This is a genomic window from Lysinibacillus sp. GW821-FHT14F06, assembly GCF_058803665.1.
The window spans coordinates 50,032-66,423 of sequence record NZ_JBXAPF010000001.1; the positions used below are offsets into that span (position 1 = coordinate 50,032).

15 protein-coding genes are annotated in these 16,392 nt (G+C 38.8%); 14 read left to right on the top strand and 1 reads right to left on the bottom strand.

Annotation, left to right across the window (positions count from 1 at the left end; translation table 11 throughout):
• From AC1RNS_RS00215 to AC1RNS_RS00225, 3 genes are all read left to right on the top strand, one after another.
• The coding region (locus tag AC1RNS_RS00215; RefSeq protein WP_492989939.1) for a cadherin-like beta sandwich domain-containing protein at positions 1-585 on the top strand (585 nt) is incomplete at its 5' end.
• Between the two features lie 22 nt (positions 586-607).
• Entirely contained in the window at positions 608-1,690 is a 1,083-nt protein-coding gene (locus tag AC1RNS_RS00220) for an S-layer homology domain-containing protein (RefSeq protein ID WP_492989940.1), read from the top strand.
• A gap of 76 nt (positions 1,691-1,766) precedes the next feature.
• Positions 1,767-5,057: an InlB B-repeat-containing protein gene (locus AC1RNS_RS00225; RefSeq protein ID WP_492989941.1), complete on the top strand. Its 3,291-nt coding sequence runs from the start codon at positions 1,767-1,769 to the stop codon at positions 5,055-5,057.
• A 444-nt stretch (positions 5,058-5,501) separates the two neighbouring features.
• Here the strand turns inward: AC1RNS_RS00225 and AC1RNS_RS00230 are convergent, their stop codons facing one another.
• Positions 5,502-5,831 carry a DeoR family transcriptional regulator gene (locus tag AC1RNS_RS00230; RefSeq protein ID WP_492989942.1) on the bottom strand — a complete coding sequence of 110 codons (330 nt, stop codon included), beginning with the start codon at positions 5,829-5,831 and terminating at the stop codon, positions 5,502-5,504.
• Positions 5,832-6,237: 406 nt separating this feature from the next.
• Between AC1RNS_RS00230 and AC1RNS_RS00235 the strand changes: the two genes are divergently transcribed.
• From AC1RNS_RS00235 to cotE, 11 genes are all read left to right on the top strand, one after another.
• Complete coding sequence (locus tag AC1RNS_RS00235) at positions 6,238-6,615, top strand: 2-oxoglutarate ferredoxin oxidoreductase subunit beta (RefSeq protein WP_492989943.1); 378 nt, start codon at positions 6,238-6,240, stop codon at positions 6,613-6,615.
• 254 nt (positions 6,616-6,869) lie between these two features.
• Positions 6,870-7,958, top strand: coding sequence for an ABC transporter substrate-binding protein (locus tag AC1RNS_RS00240; protein WP_492989944.1), 1,089 nt, complete (start codon positions 6,870-6,872; stop codon positions 7,956-7,958).
• Entirely contained in the window at positions 7,948-8,784 is an 837-nt protein-coding gene (locus tag AC1RNS_RS00245) for an alkaline phosphatase family protein (protein WP_492989945.1), read from the top strand. Before AC1RNS_RS00240 ends, AC1RNS_RS00245 begins: the two co-directional genes overlap by 11 nt.
• A 94-nt stretch (positions 8,785-8,878) precedes the next feature.
• Entirely contained in the window at positions 8,879-9,721 is an 843-nt protein-coding gene (locus tag AC1RNS_RS00250) for an ABC transporter permease (protein WP_492989947.1), read from the top strand.
• Entirely contained in the window at positions 9,721-10,506 is a 786-nt protein-coding gene (locus AC1RNS_RS00255) for an ABC transporter permease (RefSeq protein ID WP_492989949.1), read from the top strand. The genes AC1RNS_RS00250 and AC1RNS_RS00255 overlap by 1 nt, the downstream gene beginning before the upstream one ends.
• Positions 10,503-11,504, top strand: coding sequence for an ABC transporter ATP-binding protein (locus AC1RNS_RS00260; protein ID WP_492989950.1), 1,002 nt, complete (start codon positions 10,503-10,505; stop codon positions 11,502-11,504). The genes AC1RNS_RS00255 and AC1RNS_RS00260 overlap by 4 nt, the downstream gene beginning before the upstream one ends.
• A complete protein-coding gene (locus AC1RNS_RS00265; protein ID WP_492989951.1) occupies positions 11,501-12,283 on the top strand; it encodes a DeoR/GlpR family DNA-binding transcription regulator in 783 nt (260 codons plus the stop codon). Before AC1RNS_RS00260 ends, AC1RNS_RS00265 begins: the two co-directional genes overlap by 4 nt.
• Complete coding sequence (locus AC1RNS_RS00270; RefSeq protein ID WP_492990442.1) at positions 12,280-13,290, top strand: histidinol phosphate phosphatase domain-containing protein; 1,011 nt, start codon at positions 12,280-12,282, stop codon at positions 13,288-13,290. Before AC1RNS_RS00265 ends, AC1RNS_RS00270 begins: the two co-directional genes overlap by 4 nt.
• A gap of 277 nt (positions 13,291-13,567) precedes the next feature.
• Positions 13,568-15,112, top strand: coding sequence for a tRNA (N6-isopentenyl adenosine(37)-C2)-methylthiotransferase MiaB (gene miaB, locus AC1RNS_RS00275; protein ID WP_492989953.1), 1,545 nt, complete (start codon positions 13,568-13,570; stop codon positions 15,110-15,112).
• Positions 15,113-15,550 (top strand): YlbF/YmcA family competence regulator, encoded by a 438-nt coding sequence (locus AC1RNS_RS00280; protein ID WP_492989954.1) that lies wholly within the window; start codon positions 15,113-15,115, stop codon positions 15,548-15,550.
• 188 nt (positions 15,551-15,738) lie between these two features.
• Positions 15,739-16,392, top strand: a complete 654-nt coding sequence (cotE, locus tag AC1RNS_RS00285) for an outer spore coat protein CotE (RefSeq protein WP_492989956.1) — start codon at positions 15,739-15,741, stop codon at positions 16,390-16,392.

Sequence of the window (16,392 nt, forward strand, 5' to 3'; positions counted from 1 at the left end):
AACGGGCATGCGGTGAACAGTGGTACAGCATCAAATACGATTCCACTGAATGTAGGAGAGAATACAGTAACAATAGAAGTAACAGCAGAAGATAATACAACGCAGCAGACCTATACAGTAACGGTAACAAGATTCCCATCGAGCAATGCTAATCTGAGTGAACTCACTCTAAGCTCGGGGTCATTCCTTCCTGTATTTAATGGGGGAGATTTCACCTATTCAGCAAGCGTAGAGAATGCCATTACTAGTTTAACGGTAACACCGACAGCAGCAGATGCTACAGCTAAAATAAAGGTGAACGGGCATGCGGTGAACAGTGGTACAGCATCAAATACGATTCCACTGAATGTAGGAGAGAATACAGTAACAATAGAAGTCATAGCAGAAGATAATACAACGCAGAGCACCTATACAGTAACGGTAACGAGATTCCCATCGAGCAATGCTAATCTGAGTAATCTCACTCTAAGCTCGGGGTCATTCCTTCCTGTATTTAGTGGGGGGGATTTCACCTATACAGCAAGTGTAGAGAATGCCATTACCAGTTTAACGGTAACACCAACAGCAGGCAGATGCTACAGCTAAAATAAAGGTGAATGGGCATGCCGTGAACAGTGGTACAGCATCAAATCTGATTCCACTGAATGTAGGAGAGAATACGGTAACAATAGAAGTAACAGCAGAAGATAACACAATGCAGCAGACCTATACAGTAACGGTAACGAGATTCCCATCGAGTAACGCAAATTTCAAAAGTCTAACGTTGAATTATGGAAAATTGACGCCGTCATTCGATTCTCAAAGAGAAAAATATTCAGTAAATGTTGATGTAAATGTGAATAGTATAGATTTAACACCAATACTGGATGACAATGATGCAACGCTGATGATTAATGGACTACCAAGCAGCAGTGGAAAGACAATGACAGTGTCACTAAACTTCGGGGTAAATACTATTATACTAGAAATAACAGCACCAGATGGGGTTACGAAAAAAAAATACACAGTTGAAGTATATCGTGGGCAGCCACCAGCACCCGTAGATTCAACACAAATTCAAGGAAACTCAAGGCCTGTAGAGCCAGCAGCACCAACTGTAACGAAGCCAGCACCAATAGAGCTTCCTCAGCTGGTACCGATTGATCCTAAGCAACCGCAAGAGCCCATTACAGATATTATCTTTTCAGACGTGCCTGCGCATCATTGGGCTTACACAATGATTGGTGATTTTGCAAAACGTGGATATATTACAGGGTATGCGGATGGTACTTTTAAACCGAATGATCCGATTTCTCGGCAGCATGTTGCTTTGATATTTTCACGTATTTTTAAACTAAATCCAATACAGGAAGCACTAACATTTAAGGATATTCCACTAAATCATCCGTATTATGAAACCATCAAGTTGGTGCAACAAGCTGGTCTTTATCAAGGTATTAACGGATATTTTAAGCCAAATGAAAATATGTCACGTGCTCAATTAGCGAAAGTATTAGCCATAGCGTTAAACTTATCATCTGCGAGCACACATACATTTAAAGATATTCCATTAACACATTGGGCACATGACTATATTATTGCACTGGCGGCAAATGATATTGCGTTAGGAGATAACGGTTACTTTAAACCAGAATCTTCAGTAACACGTGCCCAATTTGTAGCATTTTTATACAGAGCCTTACAACAATAATAAAATCTCCATCATGGTACCTATTTGTATAATTTTGTTAATCAACATGTGTGATTATAAGATAAAGGGGGATGTTATGAGAAGAACATGGCAACAAGGGGTTTCATTATTTGTCATCTGGTTGTTACTTATACAACCTGTATGTGGTAGTGTGACCGTATTTGCAAATATAAATGAGACACTTCAAGTTACAATAACAACAGAAAATGCACCGTATATAGAAGGAACTATAGCAACAAACCCTGTAACCGTCCAAGTGACAGCGACTACAGCCGACAGTGCAAATGTACAAGTAGAGCTTTCTAAAGATGAGGGAAACACATGGACAGCATTTTCGATTTCAGAACTACTTATTGTAAAAGATGAAGGCGACCATGCGATTTGGTTTAGAGTGGTTGGACAGCCTACTATCTATAAGCATTTAATTCGCATTGCTGCGCCACAGCCTATCTTATCAGCAAAGGGCAATATTATTTATGTAAATGCCGATGTGACTAGTGGCATTAAGGATGGTAAAAGTTGGGCAAATGCTTTTGACAATTTGCAATCAGCCTTGGATATCGCACAAAGTGGACAGCAAATTTGGTTAGCGGCAGGCATCTATAAACCATCAAAAGAAATTGGTGGGGTTGGTGCTCGGTATGCCACATTCCAAATGAAAAACAACGTCGTCATTTATGGAGGCTATAGTGGAACAGAAACGGATGTAACACAGCGTGACTGGAAAGTGAACAAAACCATTTTAAGTGGAGATATCGGCATTGAAGGTGATAATACTGACAATGCTTACCATGTGTTTTATCATCCAAGTGGCTTGAATTTAAATGCTACGGCGATTTTAGATGGGGTCACAATTACAGATGGAAATGCCAATAATGGCTATCCAAATAATCATGATATAGGGGGCGGTATGTATAATTCACATAGTAGCCCCATGTTAATGAATGTAGAGTTTAGGGCCAACATAGCAGATGTAGATGGAGCCGGTATGTATAATCGGCAAAGTAGCCCGACACTAGCGAATATAGTTTTTAGCGCAAATAAAGCGGGTATTTATGGAGGTGGTATGTCGAATTGGATGAGTAACCCGACGCTAACGAATATAACGTTCGATGCCAATATAGCACGAAGTCAGGGAGGTGGTATGTTCAATGGTAATAGTAGCCCAACTCTAACGAATGTAATGTTCAATGCAAATACAGCAGAGAGTGGAGGTGGTATGTTCAATGTGTATAGTAGTCCAACCCTAACGAATATAACATTTAGTGAAAATACGGCAGGGAATGGAGGTGGTATGTCCAATGATAACAGTCAAGGTCCAACCCTAACAAATGTAATTTTCAGTGGGAATATAGCACAAAATCAGGGAGGTGGTATGTTCAATTTTCATAGTAGCCTGAATTTAACGAATATAACCATCAGTGGGAATAAGTCAACAGGGAATGTGAAAAGTGCAATTTATGGTGGGAGTGGCTTTGTGCGGAATAGCGTTATTGTTGGTAATCATAATGAACCAGCATTTTTTGACTATTTCGGCACGATTGAAGATAGTTTATTGGATATGGGCGGCAATATAGCTAGGTTTTACAAGACAACAATGGATATAGATGCTGATACTTATACGCCTGAAGATATATTTATCGATCCAAGTCAGCAGGATTATCGATTAAGAGCAAAGTCTCCAGCGATTGATAAGGGAATGGATAGATTTAATAGTACACCAACAGATCTTGCTGGTAATAAACGCATTCAGGGTGGAGTAATTGATTTAGGAGCGTATGAGGCATTTCTTAATAACGTGACATATGAGAAAAACGGAGCGACAGGTGATGTGCCAGTAGATAAGGAAACCTATGACCAAGGACATTCAGTAACTATACAAGAGAATAGTGGCAATCTAGTAATGATGGGCCATACATTTGCAGGCTGGAACACTCAAGCAGACGGCAAAGGCACAGCATATATGCCGAATGATACTTTCCAAATGGGTAACACAAAAGCCACGCTCTATGCCCAGTGGACAGTGAAACCAACCTATACAGTCCAATATGAAGCGAACGGCGCAATAAGCGGAACTGTGCCACAGGATAACACGCTGTATGAAGAAAAAGAAAAAGTGACAGTACAAAGCAATAGCGGCAATCTGGTGAAAGCAGGTTATACATTTGCAGGCTGGAACACACAGGCAGACGGTAAAGGCACAGCGTATATGCCGAATGATACTTTCCAAATGGGTAAAGCAAAGGTTACACTCTATACCCAGTGGACAGTGAATGCAATTTATACAGTTCAATATGATGGGAACGGCGCAACTAGTGGTACTGTGCCGCAAGATAACACGCTGTATGAAGAAAAAGGAAATGTGACAGTACAAAGCAATAGTGGCAAACTAGTAAAAACAGGGCATACATTTGCAGGCTGGAACACTCAAGCAGATAGCAAAGGCACACACTATGCGGAAAATGCAACCTTCCTAATGGGCAAAGCAGATATCACATTATATGCTGAGTGGAAAGCGAGCCCACCAATAACCGGTGATAGTACTACATTGCCAGCAACAACAAACGACAATGATTATTCTCCACCATTACCTGTGAAAGTTACATTTCAAACAAATGGTGGCATATCAATAGAACCAATTGAAATTACTTCCAATACAAAAGTTAGTATTCTTCCTGTACCAACAAGAGAAGGCTATCGTTTTGATGGCTGGTATCAGGATAAGGCGTTAACGAAACCGTGGGCTAAGGAGATGCTTGTTAAAGAAAATCTAACACTTTTTGCGAAATGGACAGCATTACAAGTAGAAGAAGCGGAAGCACCTAAAGCATTACAGCTAAACAAGCCATCTGTAGTGACTTTCCAAGATATCGAAAACCATTGGGCGCAGGAAATGATTGAGGCATTAGCAACGCAGGGAATTATTAAAGGCTATTCAGATGGTACTTTCCGTCCAAATGAGTCGATTAGTCGTCAGCATGTTGCCGCACTATTTACACGTGCTTTTGACTTCAAGGCAACCCGCCCAACAATACCCTTCTCTGATGTATCACCAAATCATATGTACTTTGAAGAAATCACGATTTTACAACAAGCAGGTATTGTTGATGGAGCAGATGGAGCATTTCGTCCAACAGACAATATCACTCGCGCACAATTCGCTAAAATTTTTGCGAATACATTACAGCTTAAACCAGAAGGAACAGGTTCTTTTGTAGATGTAGACAGCAGTCATTGGAGCGCAGGCTATATTGCGGCATTAGAAGGAGCAGAAATTGCATTAGGGGATAATGGAAAGTTCCGCCCTGAAGCTTCTGTGACAAGGGCTCAATTGGCTGCCTTTTTATATCGAGCAATTCACCAATAAATGAGGTGTGGGGCATCTAACAGCTTAAGCATAAACTTTTAATAAATACTCAAGAACACCTAAAAAAGGGATGATGGCTTGACATACAATAAGTTTTTGTGAAGTTATATTACTTTTGAATAATATAAATAGTAGAAACAAGGTTACAGCTCATCTCAAAGTAACTGAACCATTTATTTTGAACAAAGATAACTATACATTTGCAAACTAGTATAAAGATGTGTTGATAAGTGCGTGAGAATCTGGGGTTCCGGTTTCGAGATGAATCAGCCAAACAATCGGGTATTGAATTAGATATACGGCTATTTTAAAGAAATGGCAACTCTTGAAGCTATTTCTTTATTTTTTCATTTTTTAATATAACAATCCTTCCCCCTGAAATAGGAGGAAGGATTCATTATCTAGAATCCTTCAAATTAGATGAAAGGGCTCTATATTCCCAAATTAATAAACTGCATACACATTCACTTTAAACGAAGAAGTGGCACCTTTTGGATTTGCAATATAAAGGAAGCGAGCAGATTTTACGTCTGTTTCCTTGCCACTAAAAACATCTGTAAAGATAGTAGGGTCTATAGCAACAGATTTATCCTGCATCACATTAAATTTGATGGCTTTTGTTTCTGTGTCGCCTTCAATTTCCCAAACTAATTTTTTTGTTCCATTTGGAATTCCTTCTGTACTAAAGTTTGCGCTTGAGCGGTTTCTTTGGCCTGCATGAGGCTGTTTTTCAGATGTAACACTGTTAATTAACTTTCTTGTCACTAATGTCATAAAAATCCTCCTAAGTTTGTTTTATTTTTCTTACATTTATAATTTTACTAGCTAAAGGTTAAAATTAGGTTAAAAAATTCCATAAAAATAAAATTTTTCCATTTATTTTTTGCTATTTAATCGAAATGTTACAAAAGTGCAGTTTAATAACCCTCAGATTATTTGCTTAAATTAATGTGCTGATATGTGGCGCGTAATGTTGACTAGGAAATCGTTGCAGCATTTCTTCGTTTGGGAATTGCCTTTTTTCACTTTATATATCTTAAAATGACTAATAAAATTCCTCAGTTGACTTTGTAAAGCCTTAATAAAATGTCTTTCCTATAGACCTCCATAAAAATCGCTGGTGTCAGTACAGACAATCTTCGTCTGAAAAATGCTACAATAAAAGAAAAAAGAAGAGGCGATGCACGTGAGTAACGTCATTGATTTTATTGCAAAGAAAAAAGAACGTGAAGAAAGGCAGCGTGCTCAAGATTTAGAGCGTTATGTTGCGACACAATGTAATTTTCAGCATCCCGAGAATATTGACACACTTGTTGATGAAAAAATAATCGAAGTGAAAGATCATTCGTTATTTCTAGGCTTTCTATCCATTTTAAAGGATGAGCAAATTGATCCTCTTAATATTTTTCAAGATGTGTTTGCTTTCGAGCCTACTCACTTTGAGACAACCTATAATATGAGATGGTGGTCAGTTGTCCAGCTTGCCTTTACATTTTTAACAATCCTAAAGGAAAATGAGCCACATACATATGCAAATTTTCTTGGTTTATCTGAATAATCTAGAGTGTGTGCACGTCTTCAAGTGCTATCAAAACGTGCGCATACATCGCCAGATTCCTCCAATAGTCTACTCCAATCCATTGTAAACTTTACAAATCTACCATTCGCAAAATAAAAATTCATATATTTTATAATTCCTCAATAATTTTTACCGAATATTTTAAAGCCCTCCATACTTGCTTAATGTTTGTTTTATAACATAACGGATGTAAGCAAATAAAAATAAACAAAAACAAATGGAGGGTCCAACTCATGGCAATGCGAAAGTTGTGGAAGAAAGGTCTTATTGGTGCATTAGCAGTTTCAATGTTGGCAGCTTGTTCTGATAGTTCATCTAGCTCTAAAGAGGTAAACAGTGATTTATCGCTTGAGGAAATTACAAAAAAAGCTCAGGAAGAAGGAACCGTTAATTCAGTCGGTATGCCAGATACATGGGCAAACTGGGTAGAGACTTGGGAAGAGCTTGGTACGGAATATAGCTTAAAGCATAAGGATACAGATATGTCGAGTGCTGAGGAGCTGGCAAAGTTTGAGGCAGAAAAGGATGATGCAACTGCTGATATTGGTGATGTAGGGATTGCCTTTGGTCCAATTGCCAAGGATAAGGGCTTAACATTACCATACAAAACGTCTTATTGGGATGAAATACCAGACTGGGCAAAGGATGATGATGGACACTGGATCGTGGGTTACACGGGAACTATTTCATTTTTAACAGATAAAAACAATGTAAAAAACGTTCCTACTTCTTGGGAGGACCTTAAAAACGGCGATTATAATATCAGCATTGGTGATGCACTAACTGCGAACCAAGCCCAGTTTGCTATTTTAGCAGCTGCGATGGCATTTGGTGGCGATGAATCGAATATTCAACCAGGGATAGACTTTTTTGCAGACCTAGCAAAGCAGGGGCGCTTACAGGGTGATCCTTCTGTGGCGAATTTAGAAAAAGGCGAAATTGATGTAGCCATCCTATGGGATTTTAATGCACTAGGCTATCGACATCAAATTGATGAGCAACGCTTTGATGTAGTTATTCCTTCTGAAGGTTCTGTCACATCAGGCTATGCAACGATTATTAACAAATACGCTAAAAACCCTCATGCTGCAATGCTAGCGCGTGAATATATTTTATCTGATGCTGGGCAAGAAAATTTAGCAAAAGGATATGCTCGTCCAATTCGTGACAAGGTTCAATTATCTGACGATGTGAAGCAGCTGCTACTACCTTCGGATATGTACAAAAATGCACAGCCAGTTAAAGATCAAAAGAAATGGGAAGAAACAACAAAACAGATTCCACAACTCTATCAGGAGCAGGTATTAATTCATGCAAAATAATAAAGTTGTCTTAATTGTCATAGATGCACTTCGCTTTGATACAGCCTGTACGCATATGGGATTTATGCATCATTTAGTGGAACGTAAAATTGCCGCACGCTATAAGGTTTGCTCAGAGGTTCCATCATTATCAAGACCTCTATATGAGACGATTTTAACAGGAACACCACCTATTGTGCATGGTGTCACAAGCAATATGACAGTTCGTTTATCCACACAAAATAGCCTATTTCATTTGGCGAAAGAAAATGGTTTGACAACAGCTGCTGCAGCCTACTATTGGGTCAGTGAGCTTTATAATCGAGCACCATTTATGCATATGGAGGACAGGCTACAAATAGATACACAACTACCTATTGAAAACGGCTTGTTCTACTTTGAGGATCATTATCCTGATAGTCATTTATTTGCTGATGCAGCTTGGCTGATGGATCAAAAGCAGCCCGATTTTCTCTATATTCATCCAATGAATGTAGATGATGACGGCCATAAATTCACAGCGGACTCTGCACAATATCGAAATCGTGTGTTAGCAGTTGATGCATTATTATCTCTATTTATTCCAAAATGTTTGGCACAGGGCTATGAGGTAATTGTCACTGCAGATCATGGGATGACAAGTGATGGGAATCATGGAGGAACAACGGCTGAGGATCGTCATGTACCATTGTTTGTTATATCTAAGCGGGTGAAAGCAGGCATAAAGGATGAGACCGTCTCTCAGCTTCAAATAGCGCCATTTTGCTGTTATTTATTGGGGATCGAGCCTTCTGATGAAATGGTTTCATTATTAATTGAGGGCGTACAATCCTTAAAAAAAGTTTAGTTTTTATAACATATTTGCGCCTTCTACAGTGGTAAAAGGGCTTAAAGGCGCGAATATTGCTACAGGAAACAGCCGCGATTAATTTTAGAAAGAAGTGATTGTATTGATATCGAAGCGGCAATCGATTGCCTGGTTAACTCCCTTTCTAGTACTAATATTGCTATTTTTTTTAGTTCCATTGTTGTACATGCTTATCACAAGCTTTCAAAATAGTGATGGCTTTACACTTGCACAATATCAATCCGTACTGACGAATGGTTACATTTTACAAGGCTTTAAAAATAGTATTACCTTGTCTGTTATTTCAGCGGTTATTGCATTAATCGTTACATTGTTTGCTGTCTATGCAATGATGAGGTTTTCTGTGTCAATGCGGGAAAAGATTTTAATACTGACAAACCTAACATCCAATTTTTCAGGTATTCCACTGGCGTTTGCCTTTATTGTGCTGCTTGGCAATAGTGGGCTATTTACATTGCTATTCGACAAATGGGGTATCGACGCATTCTCCTCCTTTTCACTTTATAGCTGGGGTGGCCTGCTACTAATTTATATTTATTTTCAACTACCGTTAGCATTAATGCTGCTATATCCAATTTATGATGGAATTCAACAACAATGGAAGGAAGCAGCAGCATTGCTTGGGGCGTCTACCTGGCAGTTTTGGCGAAAGATTGGCATTCCAGTCATGCTTCCTGGGATTGTTGGAACATTTAGTGTGCTTTTTGCCAATGCAATGGGTGCATATGCATCAGCCTATGCACTGACAAGCAGTAATTACAATTTAGTGGCCATACGAATTGGTTCGCTAATTAAAGGAGATATTTTTGCACAGCCAGAGCTAGCAAGTGCTATTGCCGTTTTACTTGCGGTAACGATGGTGACGGCGATGCTGTTAAGTGAATGGAGTATTTCAAAAACAAGGAGGAAGCTATAATGAAAAAAAGAGGCTTTGCTGATTTATTTTTCCTCCTGCTCGCACTGTATTTAGTGTTACCAGTTGTAGCGACAATGCTTTATGCCTTTGCAACGAAATGGAATAAGACCATTTTGCCTGAAGGGCTAACTTTTAAATGGCTAGCAACATTATTTCAGGATACTGAATTTATGCAGGCATTTGGGCGCTCTGTTTTATTGTCTTGTGGGGCGGTTTTGATTGCGTTGCTTGTCATTGTTCCAGCTATCTTTGTAATTGTGTTATATTTTCCAAAATATGAGAAGTGGATACAAGTGGCAGTTGTCATGGTCTATTCATTTCCAGGCATTATTTTAGCCGTTGGATTAATCCGTGTTTATAGCAAATTAGGCGTATCTATGATTTTAGTAGTGTTAGGAGCCTATGTAATCGGCATACTTCCCTACATTTATCAGGGAACACGCAATAGTTTGCGTAATGTAGATGCACGCCAGCTATTAGATGTGGCACAGTTATTGGGTGCCTCTAAATTACAGGCATTTACCCAAATATTATTACCAACTGTTTATCCCGGCTTATTTGCAGGTGCATTATTATCGTTTTCCGTACTCTTTGGAGAATTTGTATTGATCAATCTAGTGGTCGGTTCTCGCTTTGAAACCGTGCAAATTTATTTAATGAAAAAGCTTAGTACAAGCGGACATATTGCCAGTGCAGTTGTTTTCATTTATATCGTTCTAATGGGGTTATTAACGTTCGCTATTGCAAGATTAACGAAACAATCGAAAGGTGCTATAAATGGATGAGTTATATTGTCATTGAAGGACTTCATAAAAAATATGGACAAGCCACTGTTTTAACAAATATTGAGATGAGTATCGAAAAGGGCGAGTTTATCACGCTTTTAGGTCCTAGCGGCTGTGGGAAAAGTACCATTTTACGAATAGTAGCAGGCTTAACCGATGCATCTGCAGGGAAAATCCTTATTGAAGGAAAGGATATGCTTGGTGTTCAACCAAAGGATCGTCAAGTTGGAATGGTATTTCAATCCTATGCGCTGTTTCCTAATATGACAGTTAAGGAGAATGTCGCCTTTGGTTTACGTATGCAAAAAGTAAATTCCGCTGAGATTGAACAACGTGTACAAGAAATGCTAGGAATTGTCCATTTATCAGAGAAGGCACAGGCTTACCCAAAGGAATTATCAGGTGGTCAACAGCAGCGTGTAGCTTTAGCACGTGCGTTAATTGTTCGACCAAAGGTATTATTACTGGATGAGCCGTTAAGTGCATTAGACGCTCAAATTCGCAAGAAACTGCAGGCAGATTTAAGAGATATTCAGCAAAAATTAGGTATTACCATGATTTTAGTCACGCACGATCAAGAGGAGGCAATGGCTGTTTCTGATAGAATTTTTGTGATGAATAATGGGAGGATTGCACAAAGTGGAACACCGACTGCTATCTATACAAGACCAGAAAGTGAGTTTATTGCCGGCTTTATTGGTCATTACAATGTTTTTACACGCCAGACTTTAGAGAAGATGATAGGCGAGTCGTTACCTAAAGGTTTTTCAAAGTTTGCTATCCGTCCAGAGGCCATCCATCTAGATATGAGACAGGGGGATGTAAGTATAGCTGGTGTGGCAAAGCAATCATTTATGAGTGGCAATGTGATTCGTACAATATTTGAAGGGAATTGCCTCTTTACGATGGAGCAGCTCCATCAGCGAGAGCAACTAATTAAAATAAATGAAAAATATATGTGCTATGTGGCAAGGGAAGATGTGATTGCATTATCATGACGTATGCAAAAATTGAACGATTCGAATTTATTTTAAAACAATTAGAGACAGATGGAAAAATTATTGTTGCAAATATTGCAGAAGAGCTACAGGTGGCGCCAGAAACAGTACGTAGAGATTTTGATGAGCTAGAGCAACAGCATTTATTAACACGCGTCCATGGTGGTGCAATTAAGTATACGAATGTTAGAAATGAGCCGGCATTTTTACGCAAGCTACAAATGCAAAAAGAAGCAAAGCGCAATATCGCACGCTTGGCAGCAAGGCGCATCTGTGATGGGGATACCATTGCTGTTGATACAGGAACTACGACAGTGCATATAGCAGATTTCATCATGGCAGTTGATGATATTACGGTTGTTACGAATTCCATCGCTGCAGCTGTACAGTTTAATTTAGCAATCGAAGAACGAAGGATGACAGGGAAAGTCATACTACTAGGAGGTACAACAAATCCAAGACAATCCTCAGTTGCAGGTGCAATGACGCTAGAACTGTTAGGGAATATGAACTTTGATAAAGCATTTTTATCCTGTGGCGGCTTAAGTGAAGGTGTTATTTACGATTATGATTTGGATGAATCATTGATTTCTAAAAAAATGCTTGATCATAGCAAAATGAATTATTTATTAGCGGATGCTTCCAAATTGAATGGTAAATCCTTTTATCAAATTTGTTATATTGAGGAGTGTACAGAAATTCTTTGTGATATAGCTTGTCCACTAGAGTGGCAGGCCTATGAGGAAAAATGGACGGTATGCACTGGAGGGAAAAGCTGATGATTGATTATCATGTACATTTAGAGGAGGGTCCATACTCATTCCGTTGGCTAGAGCGCACTTCTCAAGCAATGGCATTTTTTAATGCTGAGGATGCTGGGAAAGGGTCCAAGGCATCTATAGAAAAGACCATGCAACAGCTGACAAATCGACTGCAAAGAGGCTGCTATAATGAGCAATGGCTAGATTTATATCTACAGCAGGCTAAGAAGCTGGGCTTACGAGAGGTGGGCATTGTGGATCATTTATATCGCTTTAAGGAGACACGAGCCTACTTCGAGCGTTATATGCAGCTAGAGAACACTGAGGCAATTGGAAAGGTGCAGCGTTATTGGTTAAATAATGTGATGACTGAGAGCATGGATGATTTTGTGTCAGCCATTATTCGTGCAAAGGAAAAGTGGTATCAGAATGGGATTGCTTTAAAACTTGGTATCGAGGCAGATTACTTTGTTGGGGGTGAGGAAGAATTAGCATCATTATTGAATAGATATCCATGGGATTATGTAATTGGCTCCGTTCATTTTGTGGATGGCTGGGGCTTCGATAACCCACAAACACAATATATATTTGAAGGTATGGATGAGGCTGCCTTACAGCAAAGCTATGAGCGATTCTTTGCTGCGGTTGAGAAAATGATCCATGCTAAAATGTTCGATTTTGTAGCGCATTTGGATAATTTTAAAGTGTTTGACTATCAAGTGAAAGATGCGGCTTTTCTTGATTCTTGGTATGAGCGAATTGCAAAGGCACTTGTGGCAACACAAACTGCGACAGAAATAAATGCTGGTTTATATTATCGCTATCCAGTAAAGGAAATGTGTCCAGGTCCTCGTTTCTTAGAAGTATTACTTGAGCATGGTGTAGCTTTTACGGTTTCCTCAGATGCACACTTCCCAGATGATTTAGGTAAGTATACATTTGCCAATACAGATTTACTAAAAAGTTGTGGTGTTCAATCAATTGTTGGGTTTAACCAACGTCACAAACAATATATAGAATTATAATAGAGGTCGCCGTTGATGATATCATCGGTGATTTTTTGTTTTAATAGGATAGAATCATCGAAGTAACGGTTAGAATCAATCAAAGTGACGGATAGAAACAGCGAACTATGGATAGCCCCCTTAATCTGACAGAGATATTCATTGAGCGAAGCGTAATTAAGTCTAAACCACGACATTTAGTACGCAAACCTTGTAGGATGTAGCAATTATTCAGTATAATAGTAAAATGGGAATTCAAATGCATGGATTTCGTTTTGAAAGGAGTTACCTGATTGCGATGAATGAGGAACAACGCTTAGCTAATCAACATGTCAATCAACCAAAACAGAAAGACAAGCCTGAAAAGGATTATAGTAAATATTTTGAAACAGTCTTTACCGCCCCTTCGTTAAAGGATGCAAAAAAACGTGGGAAAGAAGAGGTAAAGTACCATAAGGACTTTAAAATTGCTCAAGAATTTGCTGGTATGGGTGTTGATCGTACCTTCTATATACGTACGTATGGCTGTCAAATGAATGAGCACGATACAGAAGTAATGGCTGGGATTTTTATGCAGCTAGGTTACACGCCAACGGATAAGATAGAGGAAGCCGATATCGTGTTATTGAATACGTGTGCAATCCGTGAAAATGCAGAAAACAAAGTATTTGGAGAGCTTGGTTTCCTGCTGAAATATAAACGTAAAAATCCAGAAATGCTAATTGGTGTTTGTGGCTGTATGTCACAGGAAGAATCCGTTGTCAATAAAATTTTAAGAAGCTATCCATATGTTGATATGGTATTTGGTACTCATAATATCCATCGTTTACCAAACATTTTGAAAGAAGCCTACATGTCTAAGGAAATGGTTATTGAAGTTTGGTCAAAAGAAGGCGATGTTATTGAAAATCTGCCGAAGAAACGTCTTGGCTCCATCAAGGCGTGGGTAAATATTATGTACGGCTGTGACAAGTTCTGTACATATTGTATCGTACCTTATACACGTGGAAAGGAACGGAGCCGCCGTCCAGAGGAAATTATAGCGGAGGTTCGTGAACTAGCAGCAGCAGGCTATAAGGAGATTATGTTGCTTGGACAAAATGTCAACGCTTACGGCAAGGATTTTGATGATATTGAATACCGATTAGGGGACTTAATGGAAGAAATACGAAAAATCGATATTCCTCGTATTCGCTTTACAACGAGTCACCCTCGTGATTTCGATGATCATTTAATTGAAATACTTGCTAAGCGTGGTAATTTAGTAGAGCATATTCACTTACCTGTTCAATCTGGTTCCAATGACGTTTTAAAAATTATGGCACGTAAGTATACACGTGAGCATTTCCTTGAATTAGTGGCAAAGATTAAAGCAGCTATTCCTGAGGTTACGCTGACAACAGATATTATCGTTGGTTATCCAAATGAAACAGAGGAGCAATTTGAGGAAACACTTTCCTTATACCGTGAAGTTGGCTTTGAATCAGCCTTTACGTACATTTATTCTCCTCGTGAGGGTACACCTGCTGCTAAAATGATAGATAATGTACCTGAGGAAGTGAAAAAGCAACGTCTTCAACGCTTAAATGAGGTTGTAGGAGAATATTCTCGCCAATCATTAGAGGGCTTAAAGGGTGAAATAGTAGAGGTATTGGTTGAAGGGACAAGTAAAAGACGCGAAGATGTATTAGCAGGGTATACTCGTAAAAATCGTCTTGTTAACTTTAAAGCACCGGCAAATTTAATTGGTCAATTAGTGAAGGTAAAAATAATTGAGGCTTCTTCATATTCATTAAGTGGTGAATTTGTTGAAGTCGTAAAAAATGAAAAGGTGGAAATATAAATGACACAAATTTTATATACAAAAGATGATTTAATTAAGAAGTCTTATGAAATTGCACATATGATTGCCAATACGCCAGAAGTTGAATTCTTCAAAAAGGCAGAGGCACAAATTAATGAAAACCAGCTAGTACGTGAGCGCATTGCAAGTTTAAAGAGCTTACAAAAGCAAGCTGTTAACTTCCAGCACTTAGGAAAAGAAAAAGCGCTAAAATTGATTGAAGATAAAATTGCAAAAATTGAGGAAGAAATTAATGCAATTCCAGTTGTTCAGCAATTTAAGGAATCTCAAGGCGATGTTAACGATTTGCTACAATTAGTTTCCAACACAATTGCAAACAATGTAACAAATGAGATTGTACGTTCAACTGGCGGTGATGTATTGCGTGGAGAAACAGGCTCTCAGGTAGCTAACACAAAGCCAGGCAGCTGCTCATAAATAGAACAATCTAGAAAAGTTCAGAAGGTATTTGTGCTTTAGTTCATAGCATAGCTCGAATGAAATTATTCGGGCTATTTTTTATGCTTTCTTTCTATGGCAATCCCGTTAATCCTCAATCTTCAAGTCATTTAGATAAAATTCTATGAAAAAAGAATATGATCTGCAATTTAATTCTATAAAAATATATGTTCACCCAATGGGCGCCACCTGCATATGATGGAGTGAAAAGAGTCAAAGGAGGAATTGCGCTGAAACGTTTACGACAAATCGTGACGAAAGCAGTAGTTGCCAAGGGGAAGAAGAGAACGGAAGAACGTGTAACATTAAGTCCAACGAATAAACCGACAAGTATTCTAGGCTGCTGGGTTATCAACCATACATGCTCAGCAAAAAAAGTTGGTAAATTCGTCGAAGTATCTGGTAAGTTTGATGTCAATGTATGGTATGCCTATAGTAACCATTCGAAAACGGCCGTATTTTCTGAAACGGTTCACTATAAAGATAAAGTGAAGCTCCATTTTAGAGAAGGCGAGGTAACGGTTGGCGATGATGTGCGAGTTCGTGTTGTTCAAGAGCCAAACTGCATAGAGGCTATTATTTCTCCATGTGGCACGAAATTTGAAATCGTTGTTGAGCGTGAAGTAGTAGTAGAGGTTATGGGAGAAACGACAATTTGTATTAGTGTACATCCACTAGATTTTGAAGAAGAATGGAGCTTTAATGATGAGAGTTCATCCTCTTCTTCCTCTAGCTCCAGTTCTAGCTCATCGTCTAGCTCTAGTGGAGAAGGAAGGTATGTTTTAGAGTCCTCATCGTTTCCTGATGAAAGACCAAGATAA

What these genes read in the sequence shown, in the direction of transcription:
- AC1RNS_RS00225 (WP_492989941.1), top strand. Translation starts at nt 1,767, where the DNA reads ATGAGAAGAACATGGCAACAAGGGGTTTCATTATTTGTCATCTGGTTG.
- AC1RNS_RS00230 (WP_492989942.1), bottom strand. Translation starts at nt 5,831, where the DNA reads ATGACATTAGTGACAAGAAAGTTAATTAACAGTGTTACATCTGAAAAA.
- AC1RNS_RS00235 (WP_492989943.1), top strand. Translation starts at nt 6,238, where the DNA reads ATGCACGTGAGTAACGTCATTGATTTTATTGCAAAGAAAAAAGAACGT.
- AC1RNS_RS00240 (WP_492989944.1), top strand. Translation starts at nt 6,870, where the DNA reads ATGGCAATGCGAAAGTTGTGGAAGAAAGGTCTTATTGGTGCATTAGCA.
- AC1RNS_RS00245 (WP_492989945.1), top strand. Translation starts at nt 7,948, where the DNA reads ATGCAAAATAATAAAGTTGTCTTAATTGTCATAGATGCACTTCGCTTT.
- AC1RNS_RS00255 (WP_492989949.1), top strand. Translation starts at nt 9,721, where the DNA reads ATGAAAAAAAGAGGCTTTGCTGATTTATTTTTCCTCCTGCTCGCACTG.
- AC1RNS_RS00260 (WP_492989950.1), top strand. Translation starts at nt 10,503, where the DNA reads ATGAGTTATATTGTCATTGAAGGACTTCATAAAAAATATGGACAAGCC.
- AC1RNS_RS00265 (WP_492989951.1), top strand. Translation starts at nt 11,501, where the DNA reads ATGACGTATGCAAAAATTGAACGATTCGAATTTATTTTAAAACAATTA.
- miaB (WP_492989953.1), top strand. Translation starts at nt 13,568, where the DNA reads ATGAATGAGGAACAACGCTTAGCTAATCAACATGTCAATCAACCAAAA.
- AC1RNS_RS00280 (WP_492989954.1), top strand. Translation starts at nt 15,113, where the DNA reads ATGACACAAATTTTATATACAAAAGATGATTTAATTAAGAAGTCTTAT.
- cotE (WP_492989956.1), top strand. Translation starts at nt 15,739, where the DNA reads ATGTTCACCCAATGGGCGCCACCTGCATATGATGGAGTGAAAAGAGTC.